A 14,347-nucleotide genomic window follows, 5' to 3' on the forward strand; every position below is an offset into this window, starting at 1 on the left:
GGCGAACGACGAAAGGAAGGCCATGGACGCTGCCAGAGACGGCGCGCGCCTGGACACGGCCTCCGTGGCCAAGGCCGCCACCGCGCTGCTCGACGCGTACGACAGCGGCATCCCCATCCCGCCCCTGACCGCGGCCCACCCGGGCATGTCGGTCGCCGACGCCTACGCCGTCCAGCTGCGCCAGGTCGCGGCGTGGACGGACGCCGGCGCGGTGATCAAGGGCCACAAGGTCGGGCTGACCTCCGCGGCGATGCGCCGCCAGCTCGGCGTGGACCAGCCCGACTTCGGCCACCTGACGCACGGCATGTTCGTCCAGGACGCCGCCCCCATCGACACCGCCCGGTTCCTGCAGCCGCGGATCGAGCCGGAGATCGCGCTGGTCCTGGGCCGCCCGCTGGCCGGTCCCGGGGTGACCGCCGCCGAGGCGGTCGCCGCCGTCGAGTTCGCGCTGCCCGCCCTGGAGATCATCGACTCCCGGATCGCGGACTGGAAGATCACCCTGGCCGACACCATCGCCGACAACGCCTCCAGCGGGGGCGTGGTGCTCGGCACCACGCCGGCCCGCCTGGACGCCCTCGACCTGCCCCTCACCGGCTGCCTGCTGCACCGTGACGGCGACCTGGTGGACACCGGCGCCGGCGGCGCCGTGCTGGGCTCGCCGATCAACGCGCTGGTCTGGCTGGCCAACGTCCTCGGCGAGCGCGGCGTCACCCTGGAGGCCGGCCACGTGGTGCTGCCCGGCTCCGTCACCGCGGCCGTCCCGGTGGCCCCGGGGAACACCTTCACCGCCGCGTTCGCCGGCATCGGCTCGGTCACCGCCGCGTTCGCGGCGCGAGGGGAGGCGTCGTGAGCCGGCTCACCGCCGCCATCGTCGGTCCCGGCAACATCGGCACCGACCTGCTGGTCAAGCTGCTGCGCAGCGACGCGATCGAGGTCCACTCCATGGTGGGCGTGGACCCGTCCTCCGACGGCCTGGCCCGGGCCCGCGACCTGGGGGTACGGGCGTCGGCGGGCGGCGTCGACTGGCTGCTCGCGCAGGACGACCTGCCCGACCTGGTCTTCGAGGCCACCTCCGCCAAGGCGCACCTGGCCAACGCCCCGCGCTACGCCGAGGCGGGCGTCACCGCGATCGACCTGACCCCCGCCGCCGCCGGGCCGTTCGTGTGCCCCCCGGTCAACCTGGACGCGCTGGCGGACGCGGCGAACCTCAACATGATCACCTGCGGCGGGCAGGCGACCATCCCGATCGTGCACGCGGTCTCGTCGGTGGTCCCGGTCTCCTACGCCGAGATCGTGGCGTCCATCGCGTCCCGCTCGGCCGGTCCGGGCACCCGCGCCAACATCGACGAGTTCACCCGGACCACGGCCCGCGCCATCGAACGGGTGGGCGGCGCGGCCCGCGGCAAGGCGATCATCATCCTCAACCCGGTCACCCCGCCGATGATCATGCGGGACACGGTGTTCTGCGCGATCCCGCCGGACGCCGACACCGCGGCGATCGCCGCGTCGGTCCACCGGATGGTGGCGGAGGTCGCCGCCTACGTGCCCGGCTACACGCTGCGCGCCGAACCGCAGTTCGACGAGCCGCGCGACATCTGGAACGGGATGGCGCGGGTCGCGGTGTTCCTGGAGGTCCGGGGCAACGGCGACTACCTGCCGCCCTGGGCGGGCAACCTCGACATCATGACGGCGGCGGCGGCCCGTGTGGGCGAGCGGCTGGCGACCAGGAAGGCGATCTCATGAGCGGGCACGGAACCGTACCCGGCACCGGCGAGGGCGGCGGCGCCGCCCAGAAGATCAGGATCACCGACTCCACGCTCCGGGACGGCAGCCACGCGATGGCCCACCGGTTCACCGAGGAGCAGGTGCGCGGCGTCGTGCACGCCCTGGACCGCGCCGGGGTGGAGGTCATCGAGGTCACCCACGGCGACGGCCTCGGCGGATCGTCGTTCAACTACGGGTTCTCGCTGGAGGACGACGTCAAGCTGGTCGCCGCGGCCGTGGACGAGGCCCGCGACGCGAGGATCGCCGTCCTGCTGCTGCCCGGCCTCGGCACCGTGGAGGACCTGCGGCAGGCCCACGGCGCCGGGGCGTCGGTCGCCCGGATCGCCACCCACTGCACCGAGGCCGACGTGTCCCTCCAGCACTTCGCCGCCGCCCGCGACCTGGGCATGGAGACCGTGGGCTTCCTGATGCTCTCGCACCGGATCGGCCCGGAGGAGCTCGCCCGGCAGGCCCGGATCATGGTGGACGGCGGCGCGCAGTGCGTCTACGTGGTCGACTCCGCCGGCGCCCTGGTCCTCGGCGACGCCCAGGCGCGGATCAGCGCGCTGGTCGCCGAGATCGGCGCCGAGGCCGAGGTCGGCTTCCACGGCCACCAGAACCTCTCGCTCGGCGTCGCCAACTCCGTCCTGGCCGCCCAGAACGGCGCCCGCCAGATCGACGGGGCGCTGTGCGCGCTCGGCGCCGGCGCGGGCAACTCCCCGACCGAGGTGCTGGTCGCGACGTTCGAACGGCTCGGCGTGCCGACCGGGGTCGACGTGCAGGGCGCCCTGGCCGCGGCCGACGACGTGGTCAAGCCGTTCCTGCACCGGCTGCCGTTCGCCGACCGCGGCGCGATCACCCAGGGCTACGCCGGGGTCTACTCCAGCTTCCTGCTGCACGCGGAACGGGCCGCCGAACGGTACGGCGTGCCCGCCCACGAGATCCTCCAGAAGGTGGGGGAGGCCGGCTACGTCGGCGGCCAGGAGGACATGATCATCGACGTCGCCCTCCAGCTGGCCGCCGAGCGCGAGCGGGCCGAGGACGCCGGCCGTTCACCGGCCTGACCCGTCCGGCCGCACCCGCGCCGCACCCGTGCCGCACCCGCGCCGCACCTGTGCCGCACCCGTGCCGCACGCGCCGCACCCGCGCCCTGCCGCGCGGCCTTTCAGGAGGCCACGGCCGGGCAGCGGGTGCCGCGCGGCGGGACCCGCAGGTCGGTGAGGTACCGGTCGACGGTGTTCTCCATGCAGGGGCCGTCGGTGGCGGTGCCGTGGCCCGCGCCCTCGTAGGTCAGCAGGACGCCCTTGGGCCCGAGCTGCCGGGCGACCGACACGGCCCACGGGTAGCCGGTGGCGGGGTCGTGCACGGCGTTCGCCAGCAGGATCGGCGGGGTGCCGCGCACCTGGAGGCGGTGCTGCGGGTTGGCGGTCGGCGAGCCCAGGCACGACGCCACCCCGCGGATGGGCAGCAGGTACGGCAGGTCGGGCGCGACCCTGTCCATCCGCCGGACCAGGGAGGCGTACTCGGCGTGGTTCCGTACCGGCAGCCTCCAGTCGGCGCAGAACACCGGTAGCGCCGGAGGCAGCGGCGACAGGGACGTGGGCCCGGCCGGAAGCGGCGCGGCGCGCTCCATCTTCGCGAGGGTCTGGGCGAAGCCCGCGTAGTCGGGCTTGTAGAACGCCCGGAACGCGATCATGTTGACCAGGTCGATCGACGAGATCCGCGTTCCCGGCTTCTGGGGGTGCTCCAGCTCGCCGCGTCCCGCCCGGGCGAGGAGGCCCTTCCACACCGCCCGCACGTCCCGGCCGCTCAGCGCGCAGCCCGCGTCGCCCGCGCACCACTTCACGAACTCGTCGAACGAGTCCTGCGCCGCGGCCCCCTGGTCATGGAGGAGGCGCCCGGTGGTGGGGACGCTGTGGTCCATCACGCTCTCCAGCACCATCGCGCGGATCTTGGTGGGGTAGGTCTCGGCGTACTGGCCGCCGAGCATCGTGCCGTACGAGCTGCCGTGGAAGGTCAGCTTGGACTCGCCGAGGGCGACCCGGATCGCCTCCAGGTCCCGGACCGTCTGGCCGGTGTCCAGGTGGTCGAACACCGGGCCGGTCCGCGTCCGGCAGTCCTCGCGCAGCCGCGCGTTGTACGCCAGCGTGGCGTCGAAGGCGGCCTGGTCCTTCATGACGGGTGACGGCCGCTTCGCGAGCAGCTCGCCGGAGCAGGTCACCGGGCTGCTGCGGCCGACGCCGCGCGGGTCGAAGCTGACGATGTCGAACCGGCCGCGGACCTCGGGGCTGAACCTGCCGATCCCCGAGACCACCCTCTCCACCCCGCTGTCGCCCGGTCCGCCGGGCCCGAACACCAGGGATCCGACCCGTTCGCCGGGCCCGGTGGCCGTACGGCGGGCCAGCGCCAGGCCGAACTTCGGGCCGTCCGGGCGTGCCCAGTCCACCGGGACGGAGAGGGTGGCGCACTCCGCGCCGGGGTTCTTGGGATCGTCGCAGGGGGCCCACCGCAGTCCGGTGGACGCCGCCGGCGTCGCCTTCACCGTGGGGGCCGTGGCGAGCCCGCTGACGGCGACGGTGCCCGCGGCCAGCCCCGCGAGCACCCCCGCCAAGCCGAATGACCTGCGCTTGTTCAGCATGAACGTTCCTTCCTGATCACGACCTTCGGGAGCCTAGTCTGCAAAGGAATCTCTGCAAAGCTTTCTCTGTAAATATGGCTCTCAAGTATGAGGTCGCTCCTTCGCGAGGGTTCGGCGCTTGCCTACAATCCCGATTGACTTGGCATGGAATTACTGCCAGGCTGTTTCCATGCATCCGGGACGTCCCTTGTGGTCGCGCCTGCACGTCGACTTCCGGCGGCAGGCGAGCGACCTGTGTCGCCGCGCCTGATCACGGACGAGGCGAAGCGACGAGGAGAGGAACGACCCGATGACGGTGAGCACGCCCATGCCCGCCCGGACCCGCCTGGCGGAGACCGTCGGCGCCCTGGCCGCCGACCCCGGCGCGTGGGTGCGGCGGGTCCGCCTGAGTCCCGACGGCCGCTGGTACGAGCGGCTGCACCGGGACGAGGACCACGAGATCTGGCTGATCAGCTGGCTGCCCGGCCAGGCGACCGGCCTGCACGACCACGGCGGCTCGCGCGGCGCGTTCGCGGTCGCCCTGGGCGATCTGGAGGAGCGCGACCTGGGCGGTGCGCGCCAGGTCGCGGCCGGGCAGACCCGCGAGTTCGGCCCCGAGTACGTCCATGAGGTCCGCAACACCTCCACCGCCCCGGCGGTCAGCATCCACGTCTACTCGCCGCCGCTGGCCGAGATGAACCGCTACGACCTGACCGAGTCCGGGCTCGTCAGGCTGGCCGTCGAGCGGGCCGACCAGTGGTGACGGACCGGCCCGCCGGGGCGCGCTCCATCGACGAGATCCTCGCCGGGGCGCGCGCCCGGCTCGACCGCGTGGAGCCGGAACGGGCCCACGCCGAATGGCGCGCGGGCGCGCTGCTGATCGACATCCGGCCCGCGGCGCAGCGGGCGGCCGAGGGGGAGGTGCCCGGCGCCCTCGTCATCGAGCGCAACGTCCTGGAATGGCGCCTGGACCCCGCCTGCGAGGCGCGGCTCCCCGTGGCCACCGGCTATGACGTCCGGCCCATCATCCTCTGTTCGGAGGGCTACACCTCCAGCCTGGCCGCGGCGGCCCTGCACGACCTCGGCCTGACCCGCGCGACGGATGTCGCGGGCGGTTTCCAGGCATGGAAGGCGGCGGGCCTGCCCGCCTCGTAGGCGCCTCCCGGATCCGTCCGTACGGCGAAACGGCTCGCCGGGGCCCGTGCGTTGTGGCCAGGCCGGCCCGATCTCTGCTACAAGTGTCGTAGTAGATCGGTGCCATGGGGAGGACGCGAGCGTGTCGGTGTCGTTGCAGAAGGGCCAGCGGATCTCGCTGGAGAAGTCCGGTGGTGCGCTGAGCGTGGTGCGCATGGGCCTGGGCTGGGACGCGGTCAAGAAGAAGGGGTTCTTCGGCTCCCGGGAGCGGGAGATCGACCTGGACGCGTCCTGCGTGCTCCTGGCCGACGGCGGGGTCGCCGACGTCATCTACTTCGGCAAGCTGACCAGCGACGACGGCTCGGTGCGGCACACCGGCGACAACCTGACCGGGGCCGGCGACGGCGACGACGAGTCGGTGGTCGTCGACCTGGGCCGGCTGCCGGTGCACGTCACGTCCCTGGTGTTCACCGTCAGCTCCTTCAACGGGCAGACCTTCAACGAGGTGGACAACGCCTTCTGCCGCCTGGTGGACGAGACGGACGGCGGCGAGCTGGCCCGCTTCACCCTCACGGGCGGCGGCGCCCACACCGCCATGATCATGGCCAGGCTCTACCGGCACTCGGGCGGCTGGAAGATGAACGCCATCGGGGAGCCCGCCCAGGGGCGGACGTTCCAGGACATGCTCCCCGCCATCGCCGCGCACTCCTGACAGTTCTGCTACAAGTGTAATAGCAAATGTCCCGGCATGAGAGGAGTACGCGGTGGGTGTGAGCCTGTCCAAGGGCGGCAACGTCTCGCTGAGCAAGGAGGCCCCCGGTCTGACCGCGGTCACGGTCGGCCTGGGCTGGGACGTGCGGTCGACCACCGGCGCCGACTTCGACCTGGACGCCAGCGCGCTGCTGGTGGACGAGTCCGGCAGAGTGCCGTCGGACCGGCATTTCGTGTTCTTCAACAACCTGCGCAGCCCGGACGGCTCGGTCGAGCACACCGGGGACAACCTGACCGGTGAGGGCGAGGGGGACGACGAGCAGATCAAGGTCGACCTGTCCGCCGTGCCGGCCGAGGTCGCCAAGATCGTGTTCCCGGTCTCCATCCACGAGGCCGAAACCCGGGGCCAGTCCTTCGGGCAGGTCCGCGGCGCCTTCATCCGGGTGGTGAACCAGGCGGGCGGGACGGAGCTGGCCCGCTACGACCTGACCGAGGACGCCTCCACCGAGACCGCCATGGTCTTCGGCGAGCTGTACCGCAACGGCGCCGAGTGGAAGTTCCGCGCCATCGGCCAGGGCTACGCGTCCGGCCTGGCCGGCGTCGCCGCCGACTTCGGCGTCAACGTCTGACGCCGGCGTCCGCCGCCACGATCGCGCAATGAACCGCCGGAGGGCGGCGCCCCGATGGGCGCCGCCCTCCGGCGTCATGCCGTGCCGCACGCGCCGCACGCGCCGCCCGCGCCGCCCGTGCCGTACGACCCGCACGACCCGTACGCGCCCGAGCGTCCTCGCCCGGCCCCTCAGTGCCCCGGGGGCGGGCCGAGGATCTCGATCGCGAACCGGGTGTGGGCCGCCCCGAGGGCGGCCGGGTCGGGAGGACCGTCGCCGGGGAGAGGATCGGGCAGGCGGCGTTCGGCCGCGGGCCCGCCGGCCGCGGCGACGAAGTCCTCGAAGCCGGACGGGGTGGTGATCTGCAGGCACCGCAGCGGCTCGTCCGGGCCGACACGGAAGGTGTGCGGCAGCCCCACGGGCAGGTGGACGAAGTCGCCTGGTCCTGCCGCCAGCGTCTCGCCGTCGCAGTGGAAACGCACCGCGCCCGACAACACGTAGAACAGCTCGTCCTCTTCCAGGTGCCGGTGCAGGGGCGGAGCGAACCCGGGCGGGTTGACGAACTCCATGACCGTCAGGCGGCCCCGGGTCCGGGCGCCGGCGGCCTTGACGGTGGCGAGGCTGCCGAGGAACCAGAACGCCTCGCCCTCGTCTCGGCGGTGGATGGAGGGGCGGACGGCGGTCGGCTGGGTCATGCCCGGCCTCCTCGTTGTCGGGGACCGATCTTCGATAGACGAGCCACTATTCGATAGACAACCGTATTGTGAATATAGCACTAGCATGATGACGGTGGTCAAGGAGCAGAGCCCGAAGCGGCCCTACCGGTCCCGGGTCCGGGAGGAGGCCGCCCGCCGCACCCGCCGGGCGATCGTCGACGCGGCCGGTGAGCTGTTCGTCCGCGACGGGTACGCCGCCACCTCGCTGGCCGACGTCGCCGTGGCCGCCGGGGTGGCCCGCCCGACCGTCTTCGCCGCCTTCGGGTCCAAGCCGGCCCTGCTGAAACAGGTCCTGGACGAGGCGCTCGCGGGCGACGACGAGCCCGTCCCGGTGGCCGAACGGCCCTGGTTCCGGCCGGTCTGGGAGGCCGGCACCCCCGCCGGCGTGCTCGGCGCCTACGCCTCGGTCGTCACGCTGATCGGCGGCCGGGCCGGGCCGATCTTCGAGACGGTCCGCCGGGCCGCCGACGCCGCCCCCGAGGTCACCGGCCTCTGGTCGGAACTCCTGGACAACCGCCGCCGAGGCGCCCTCATGGTGGTGGAGCGCGCCCGCTCGCTGGGGCCCTTCCGGGACGGCCTCGGCATCGAGACGGCCACCGACGTCCTGTGGTTCTTCAACGACCCCGCCCACTACCAGGCCCTGGTCGGGCAGTGCGGCTGGAGCGAGGACGCCTTCCGCGGCCGGCTGGCGGAGGCGATGCGCCGGTCACTCCTGCCGGACCCCACCGACGGCGCCGGCTAGCCCGGACGCGGCACATCGCGAAGCCTCTCCGGCGGCCCGCTAGATCTGATCTAGCGGGGGAGCGGCGAGATCTCGCGCCTTCAGAGTGAGAGCCGACGGCGATCTGGAGGTGAGCGATGAGCCGAGCAGTGAACGCCCGCGCCGGCGAGCCCGGCGGCCCGGAGCCGGTCCGCCTCGCGGTGATCATCGGCAGCACCCGGGAGGGACGGGCGGGCGAGGCCGTCGCGCACTGGTTCGCCGCGCGGGCACGCCGCCGCGACGACCTGGCGGTGGACGTCGTCGACCTGGCCGACTTCACCTTCCCGCACCGTTACCCGTGCGCGGTCACGCCCCACGTGGCCGCGTTCACCGGACGGATCGAGCTGGCCGACGCGTTCGCCGTCGTCACCCCCGAGTACAACCACAGTTTCCCCGCCTCGCTCAAGCAGGCGATCGACTACGCCTACGACGAGTGGCGGGCCAAGCCCGTGGGGTTCGTGGCGTACGGGCACCGGTCCCAGGGCTTCCACGCGATCGAGCACCTGCGGACCGTGTTCACCGAGCTGCACATGGTGACCGTGCGCGGCCGGGTGACCTTCGACCTGCTCGAGTGCGGCGACGGCGTGCCGCCGCCGGACGACGGCGCCGCGGCGCGGGACGCCGGGGCCATGCTCGACCAGCTCACCTGGTGGGCGCTGGCCCTGCGCGAAGCCCGCGCGGTGCGCCCGTACGTCTCCTGAGCCTCCCCATGAAAGGACGAACACCTATGAACGAATCGGGAACCGAACTGGCGATCGAGACCTCCGGTCTGGTGAAGACGTTCGGTGATAAGCGGGCCCTGGACGGGGTCGACCTGGCCGTGCCGCGCGGCACGGTCTACGGCGTCCTCGGACCCAACGGGGCCGGAAAGACCACGGCCGTCCGGGTGCTGGCCACCCTGCTGCGCCCCGACGGCGGCCAGGCCCGGGTCTTCGGGCACGACGTGCGCAAGGAACCCGACGCCGTCCGCGCCAGGGTCAGCCTGACCGGCCAGTACGCCTCGGTCGACGAGGACCTCACCGGCACCGAGAACCTGGTGCTGCTGGGCCGGCTGGTCGGCTACCGCAAGCCGGCGGCCCGGGAACGCTCGGCCCGGCTGCTGGAGGCGTTCGGGCTGACCGAGGCCGCCGACCGGCAGGTCAAGAACTACTCCGGCGGCATGCGCCGCCGGCTCGACATCGCGGCCAGCATCATCAACACCCCCGACCTGCTGTTCCTCGACGAGCCCACCACCGGCCTGGACCCGCGCAGCCGCAACCAGGTCTGGGAGATCGTCCGGGTCGTCGTCGCGCGCGGCACCACGGTCCTGCTGACCACGCAGTACCTGGAGGAGGCCGACCGGCTGGCGAACCGGATCGCGGTCATCGACCACGGCAAGGTCATCGCCGAGGGCACCCCGGGCGAGCTGAAGTCCTCGGTGGGCGCGGGCTCGGTGCACGTCCGGCTGCGCGAGGCCGGGCGCCGGGACGAGGCGCGGCTGCTGCTGGCGAGCGTCCTGGACGCCGCGGTGGAGCCGGAGGCCGACCCCGTCGCGCTGACCGCCCGCCTGGAGGGCGAGAGCACCGAACGAGGCGCCGCCGAGCAGGCGTCCCGCGCGCTGGCCGAACTGGCGGCGGCCGGCATCACCGTGGACGACTTCTCCCTCGGCCAGCCCAGCCTGGACGAGGTCTTCCTCACCCTGACCGGCCGGCCGGCCGAGGACGGCACCAGCGACGACGGCAAGGAGATGGTGGCGTGACCACCGCGACGACGACCCAGGAGGCGCCCAGCGCCTACGTTCCCTCCGCCGAGGTCATCGGCGCGGTCCTGACGACGGCGGAGCGGCCCCCGCGGCCCAGCGCCGCGTCCGCGGCGATGGCCTTCGGCTGGCGGGCGATGCTCAAGATCAAGCACGTTCCGGAGCAGCTCTTCGACGTCACGGTCTTCCCCGTGATCATGACGCTGATGTTCACCTACCTGTTCGGCGGCGCCCTGGCCGGCTCGGTCACCGACTACCTGCAGTTCCTGCTGCCGGGCATCATGGTGATGAGCGTGGTCATGACCACCATGTACACCGGGGTCTCGGTCAACACCGACATCGAGAAGGGGGTGTTCGACCGGTTCCGCACCCTGCCGATCTGGCGGCCCGCCCCGATGGTCGGCTACCTGCTCGGCGACATGTTCCGCTACACGGCGGCGTCGGTCGTCATCCTGGTGCTCGGCCTGATCCTGGGATTCCGCCCGGGCGGCGGCCCGGCCGGCGTGGTGGCGGGGGTCGCGGTCCTGGTGGCCTTCTCGTTCGCCTTCTCCTGGGTCTGGACGATGTTCGGCCTGCTGCTGCGCTCGGAGAAGTCGGTCATGGGCGCCAGCATGATGGTGCTCTTCCCGCTCACCTTCCTCAGCAACATCCTGGTGCGGCCCGAGACCATGCCCGGCTGGCTGCAGGCGTTCGTGGACGTCAACCCGATCACCCACCTGGTGGCGGTGGTGCGCGGCCTGATGCAGGGCGACGTGGGCGGCGGCGAGCTGGTCTGGGTGGCCGGCTGGGCCGCCGCGTTCATCGCCGTGTTCGGCTCGCTGACCATGTGGCTCTACAACCGCAAGTGATCGGACGGCTGCCACGGCCGGGCCGCGGCCCCCGCGAAGGGGGCGGCGGCCCGGCCTTCTTGCTGGAACGGCACAGCGCGCTGGAACGTCACAGCCGCCAGGGGGTGTCGTCGCCGGGCTGGTAGACGCAGGTGGTGCCGGTCGAGACCGTGGCGCGCAGGTGGGCGGCCAGCTCCGGATGCAGCCCGTCGAGCTTGCGGAGCGTGTCGCGGATCCGCGCGGTGACCGCCTTGCGCGCCCGCTCGGACTCGTCACCGAGCCGGCGGGTGCGCCCGGCGAGCCCGGCGGCCGCGCGCAGCTCCTCCAGCAGGGCCGCCCGTTCCCGGTCGTACTCGGCGGCCCGGCGGTCGTCGCCCAGCCCGGCGGCCCGGTCGATCTCCTCGTCCAGCAGCCGGAGGCGCCGCCGGTAGGCGGCCTTGGCCTCCTCGTCGAGCACCGGGTCACCGCCCGGCCGCAGGGACGCCGCCACGATCTCGCCGCCCTCGGGGGCCAGCAGCGCCCCCGCCGGGATCGGCGCGCCGGGGCTGCCCAGCAGCAGCCGCAGGTCGCGCAGGCCCTTGGCATCGGGCATATGGACGGTCCGGTCGCCGAACGCCAGCGTCCAGACCTGCCCGTCGAAACGGAACGCGCGGCCGGACGCCCCACGCGGAACCCCCGGCCCGCCCGTACCGCCTGAGCCCGGCCCGCCCGTGCCGTCCGAACCCGGTCCGCCCGGTCCCTCCGTTCCGTCCAGGCTCGCGAGCGCGGCCCGCGCACGGTCGGCCACGTGCCGCATGCCCATCTCCCGGGCCTCGCTCGCCACGCCGGAGAGCAGCTCGGCCGCCTTGCCGCGGTCGCCGGGGCCGCCGCGGGACGCGAGCACCTCGCCGAGCCGGGCGCGGGCCTCGACCGACCACGGACGCGCCAGCAGCAGGTCCGCCGACCGGTAGGCGTCCGTCAGCAGCGCCACCGCGCCGTCCCAGCGCCCCTCGGCCGCGTCGACCGCGCCGAGCCAGAGGCTCATCGGGCCGCCGACGTCGCACCCGTACAGCGCCACCGCCCACTGGTCCCGGTACGGCAGCAGCTCGGCGCGGGCGCGGGCGCACAGCTCGGGGTCGCCGGAGGCGGCGGCGGCCTGGGCCAGCAGCCGCAGCCGCAGCGGCTCGATCGTCCCCTGGAGGGGCTCGGCCGTATCCTCGGCCGCCGCCAGGTGACGCAGCGCGGTGCCCGTGTCGCCGCGCTGCGCGGCGGTGATGCCCTCCAGCAGGAGGGCGTAGACACGCCCTTGCGCCCGTATCTTCGGGCCCAGCTCGTCGATGGCCTCGAACCCGCCCCGCATGATCTCCAGCGCCCAGCGCAGGTGCACGACCATGTCCGCGAAGTCCTGGCCGTCGTCGTGGGCGTCCATCACGACGCGGATCTGGGGCTCCGCCTCCGCGAAGTGCCCCTGGAACGTGTTGACGATCGCCCGGTCGATCAGGGTGGCCTGCTGCCAGGCGGCGCTCTCCTCGCGACCGGCCATCACCAGGAACTCGCGGAAGCGGTCGAGGTAGCGCGGATCGCCCTGCTCCAGCAGCGCCACCCAGCCGAACGAGGTGGCGAACGCGGCCGCCGCCCGGTCGCCGGAGCGCTGCGCGAGCTCGGTCAGCTCCGTGGTGAGCGCCTCCCGCTCGGCCGCGGTGCCGATGCCGAGAATGGCGTCGTGCCGCGCCCACAGGCCGAAGATCAGGGCCTTGTCGTCGCCGTCCTGCCGGGCCAGCCCGGCGATCTTCGTCGCCAGCTCCTGCGCCATCCGCGCATGGGGGAACGGCCCGGGAACGGGCGCCTGCTCGCCGACCAGCCTGCGGTGCGCCTCCTCCAGGAGCCCCACCTGGCGGTGCCCCTCGTCCGGCTCGAACTGGCAGTGCCGGAGGAGGGTCAGCGCGACCCGGGCGAACAGCTCGTCGTCGCCCGCCGAGCGGGCGAGGCCGACGGCCTCGTCGAGGACCCGCCGGGCGGCACCGGGATCGCTCCGCTGCAGCGCGCCGGCCAGTTCGATGGTGAGGAGGGTGCGCTCGCGGACCCGGCCGGCGGGAAGGCGCTCCAGGGCGTGGCGCAGATGGCCGGCCGCCTCCTCGAACGACAGGAGGAACGAGGCGTGGTCGGCGGCGGCCGTCAGCAGCTCCACCGCGCGGTCCGGGTCGATCCGGTCGCCGGCGAGGTAGGCGTGCCGGGCCGCCTCGGCCGGAAGGAGCCGGTCGGCCGGCGCGGGCGACCGGTCGAGGGCGCGGACGACCGCGGCGTGCGCGTCGCGCGCCGCCGCCTCGTCCAGCGCGCCGTACAGGGTCTCCCTGACCAGGTCGTGCGCGAACGCGAACCGCCCGCCGCCGAGCGTGGTCACCAGCCGCGCCGCCACCGCCTGGTCGAGCAGGCGGTCGGCGTGCGGCACCGGGATCTCCGCCGTGGCCGCGAGCACCCCGCGGTGGAACTCGCGGCCGAGCACGGCCGCCGGGGTCAGCATCGCCGCGACCGCCGGGGGCAGCAGGGACAGCCGCCGCTGCACCGCGTCCCGCACGCCCGGCGCGATCGCGGTGACCGAGCCGCCGCCCTGCCACAGCCGGGCCGTCTGCTCGACGAAGAACGGGTTGCCGCCGGTCCGCCGGTGCACCTCGGCGATCAGCTCGTCGCCGGGCTCCCGGCCCACGGTCCGGCGCATCAGCCGTCCGACCTCGGCGCGGCCGAGCCCGGTCAGCGTCACCACCGTGGCCTTGGCCGCGAGCGCGCCCAGCGACGGCCGGAGCGGGTGCCCGGACGCCTCCACCTCCACGTCGCGGTAGGTGCCGATCAACAGCAGCCGCTCGAACCAGGTGTGCCGCGCCGCGAACTCCAGCAACCGGATCGACGCCGCGTCGGCCCAGTGCAGGTCGTCGAGGACCACCACCACCGGCCGCGCCTGGGACGCGGCCACCAGCGCGGTCGTCACCGCGTCGTACAGCCGGAAGCCGTCGGCCCCGGTGCCCGGCGCCTCGCCCAGCAGCGCCGCCAGCTCCTCGCCCGCCATGTCCTGGAGGCCGGCCCACTCCCGGGGGCCGGCGGCACGCCGCAGCGCGCGGATCACCTGCGTCCACGGCCAGTGACCGGGGGCGGCGGCCGAGTCCCAGCACGAGCCGCCGAGGACCGCGGCCCCGGCCCGCCGCGCCCGCTGCGCCGCGGTGGTGACCAGGGCCGTCTTGCCGATCCCGGCCTCACCGGTGACCAGCACCAGGCCGCCGTGGCTGGTGATCGCCCGGTCGATCTCGGCGTCCAGCACCGCGGCGGGGTGGTCCCGTCCGATCAGCGAGGTTGTCATGGTCGGCTGCCGTTCCCTGGCCTGAAGGTCTGCTCGAACACGGTAGCGAACGGAACCGACAGAACGGTGCCGGCGGCAGGTCGAGGGCGGGGGCGAAGATGGCGGGAAAGACGATGAAAGGCTTGGTTGACGGGCGCTCGAGAA

The 14,347-nt window shown here is 73.8% G+C and carries 14 protein-coding genes; 11 read left to right on the forward strand and 3 right to left on the reverse strand.

Going from position 1 to position 14,347, the window contains the following annotated elements; genetic code table 11:
• The first annotated feature begins 22 nt into the window (after window positions 1-22).
• From IW256_RS38530 to dmpG, 3 genes are read left to right on the forward strand one after another with little or no spacing between them, the layout of a single operon-like run.
• A complete protein-coding gene (locus tag IW256_RS38530; RefSeq protein ID WP_197015639.1) occupies window positions 23-850 on the forward strand; it encodes a 2-keto-4-pentenoate hydratase in 828 nt (275 codons plus the stop codon).
• Window positions 847-1,743, forward strand: a complete 897-nt coding sequence (locus IW256_RS38535) for an acetaldehyde dehydrogenase (acetylating) (protein WP_197015640.1) — start codon at window positions 847-849, stop codon at window positions 1,741-1,743. The genes IW256_RS38530 and IW256_RS38535 overlap by 4 nt, the downstream gene beginning before the upstream one ends.
• A complete protein-coding gene (gene dmpG, locus IW256_RS38540; RefSeq protein WP_197015641.1) occupies window positions 1,740-2,828 on the forward strand; it encodes a 4-hydroxy-2-oxovalerate aldolase in 1,089 nt (362 codons plus the stop codon). The genes IW256_RS38535 and dmpG overlap by 4 nt, the downstream gene beginning before the upstream one ends.
• 101 nt (window positions 2,829-2,929) lie before the next feature.
• Here dmpG and IW256_RS38545 read toward each other — a convergent pair whose 3' ends face one another.
• Window positions 2,930-4,402: an alpha/beta hydrolase gene (locus IW256_RS38545; protein WP_197015642.1), complete on the reverse strand. Its 1,473-nt coding sequence runs from the start codon at window positions 4,400-4,402 to the stop codon at window positions 2,930-2,932.
• Window positions 4,403-4,691: 289 nt separating this feature from the next.
• Between IW256_RS38545 and IW256_RS38550 the strand changes: the two genes are divergently transcribed.
• The 4 genes from IW256_RS38550 (at window position 4,692) to IW256_RS38565 (ending at window position 6,855) form a co-directional block, all read left to right on the forward strand.
• Window positions 4,692-5,144: a cysteine dioxygenase gene (locus tag IW256_RS38550; protein ID WP_197015643.1), complete on the forward strand. Its 453-nt coding sequence runs from the start codon at window positions 4,692-4,694 to the stop codon at window positions 5,142-5,144.
• Entirely contained in the window at window positions 5,141-5,536 is a 396-nt protein-coding gene (locus IW256_RS38555; RefSeq protein ID WP_307829341.1) for a rhodanese-like domain-containing protein, read from the forward strand. The genes IW256_RS38550 and IW256_RS38555 overlap by 4 nt, the downstream gene beginning before the upstream one ends.
• Before the next feature lie 121 nt (window positions 5,537-5,657).
• A complete protein-coding gene (locus IW256_RS38560; RefSeq protein ID WP_197015645.1) occupies window positions 5,658-6,227 on the forward strand; it encodes a TerD family protein in 570 nt (189 codons plus the stop codon).
• Between the two features lie 52 nt (window positions 6,228-6,279).
• Entirely contained in the window at window positions 6,280-6,855 is a 576-nt protein-coding gene (locus tag IW256_RS38565; RefSeq protein WP_197015646.1) for a TerD family protein, read from the forward strand.
• Between the two features lie 170 nt (window positions 6,856-7,025).
• Here IW256_RS38565 and IW256_RS38570 read toward each other — a convergent pair whose 3' ends face one another.
• Window positions 7,026-7,529, reverse strand: coding sequence for a quercetin 2,3-dioxygenase (locus tag IW256_RS38570; RefSeq protein ID WP_197015647.1), 504 nt, complete (start codon window positions 7,527-7,529; stop codon window positions 7,026-7,028).
• Between the two features lie 85 nt (window positions 7,530-7,614).
• On the opposite strand from IW256_RS38570, the gene IW256_RS38575 reads away from it, so the two are divergent.
• The 4 genes from IW256_RS38575 (at window position 7,615) to IW256_RS38590 (ending at window position 10,896) form a co-directional block, all read left to right on the forward strand.
• On the forward strand, window positions 7,615-8,292 hold the full coding sequence (locus IW256_RS38575; RefSeq protein ID WP_197015648.1) for a TetR/AcrR family transcriptional regulator: 678 nt from the start codon (window positions 7,615-7,617) through the stop codon (window positions 8,290-8,292).
• Window positions 8,293-8,408: 116 nt separating this feature from the next.
• On the forward strand, window positions 8,409-9,011 hold the full coding sequence (locus IW256_RS38580) for an NADPH-dependent FMN reductase (RefSeq protein WP_197015649.1): 603 nt from the start codon (window positions 8,409-8,411) through the stop codon (window positions 9,009-9,011).
• Between the two features lie 26 nt (window positions 9,012-9,037).
• Window positions 9,038-10,048, forward strand: coding sequence for an ATP-binding cassette domain-containing protein (locus IW256_RS38585; protein ID WP_197015650.1), 1,011 nt, complete (start codon window positions 9,038-9,040; stop codon window positions 10,046-10,048).
• Window positions 10,045-10,896: an ABC transporter permease gene (locus IW256_RS38590; protein WP_307829342.1), complete on the forward strand. Its 852-nt coding sequence runs from the start codon at window positions 10,045-10,047 to the stop codon at window positions 10,894-10,896. Before IW256_RS38585 ends, IW256_RS38590 begins: the two co-directional genes overlap by 4 nt.
• 88 nt (window positions 10,897-10,984) lie before the next feature.
• Here IW256_RS38590 and IW256_RS38595 read toward each other — a convergent pair whose 3' ends face one another.
• A complete protein-coding gene (locus IW256_RS38595; RefSeq protein ID WP_197015651.1) occupies window positions 10,985-14,203 on the reverse strand; it encodes an ATP-binding protein in 3,219 nt (1,072 codons plus the stop codon).
• Between the last annotated feature and the right edge of the window lie 144 nt (window positions 14,204-14,347).

This window comes from Actinomadura viridis (genome assembly GCF_015751755.1).
GTDB lineage: Bacteria > Actinomycetota > Actinomycetes > Streptosporangiales > Streptosporangiaceae > Spirillospora > Spirillospora viridis.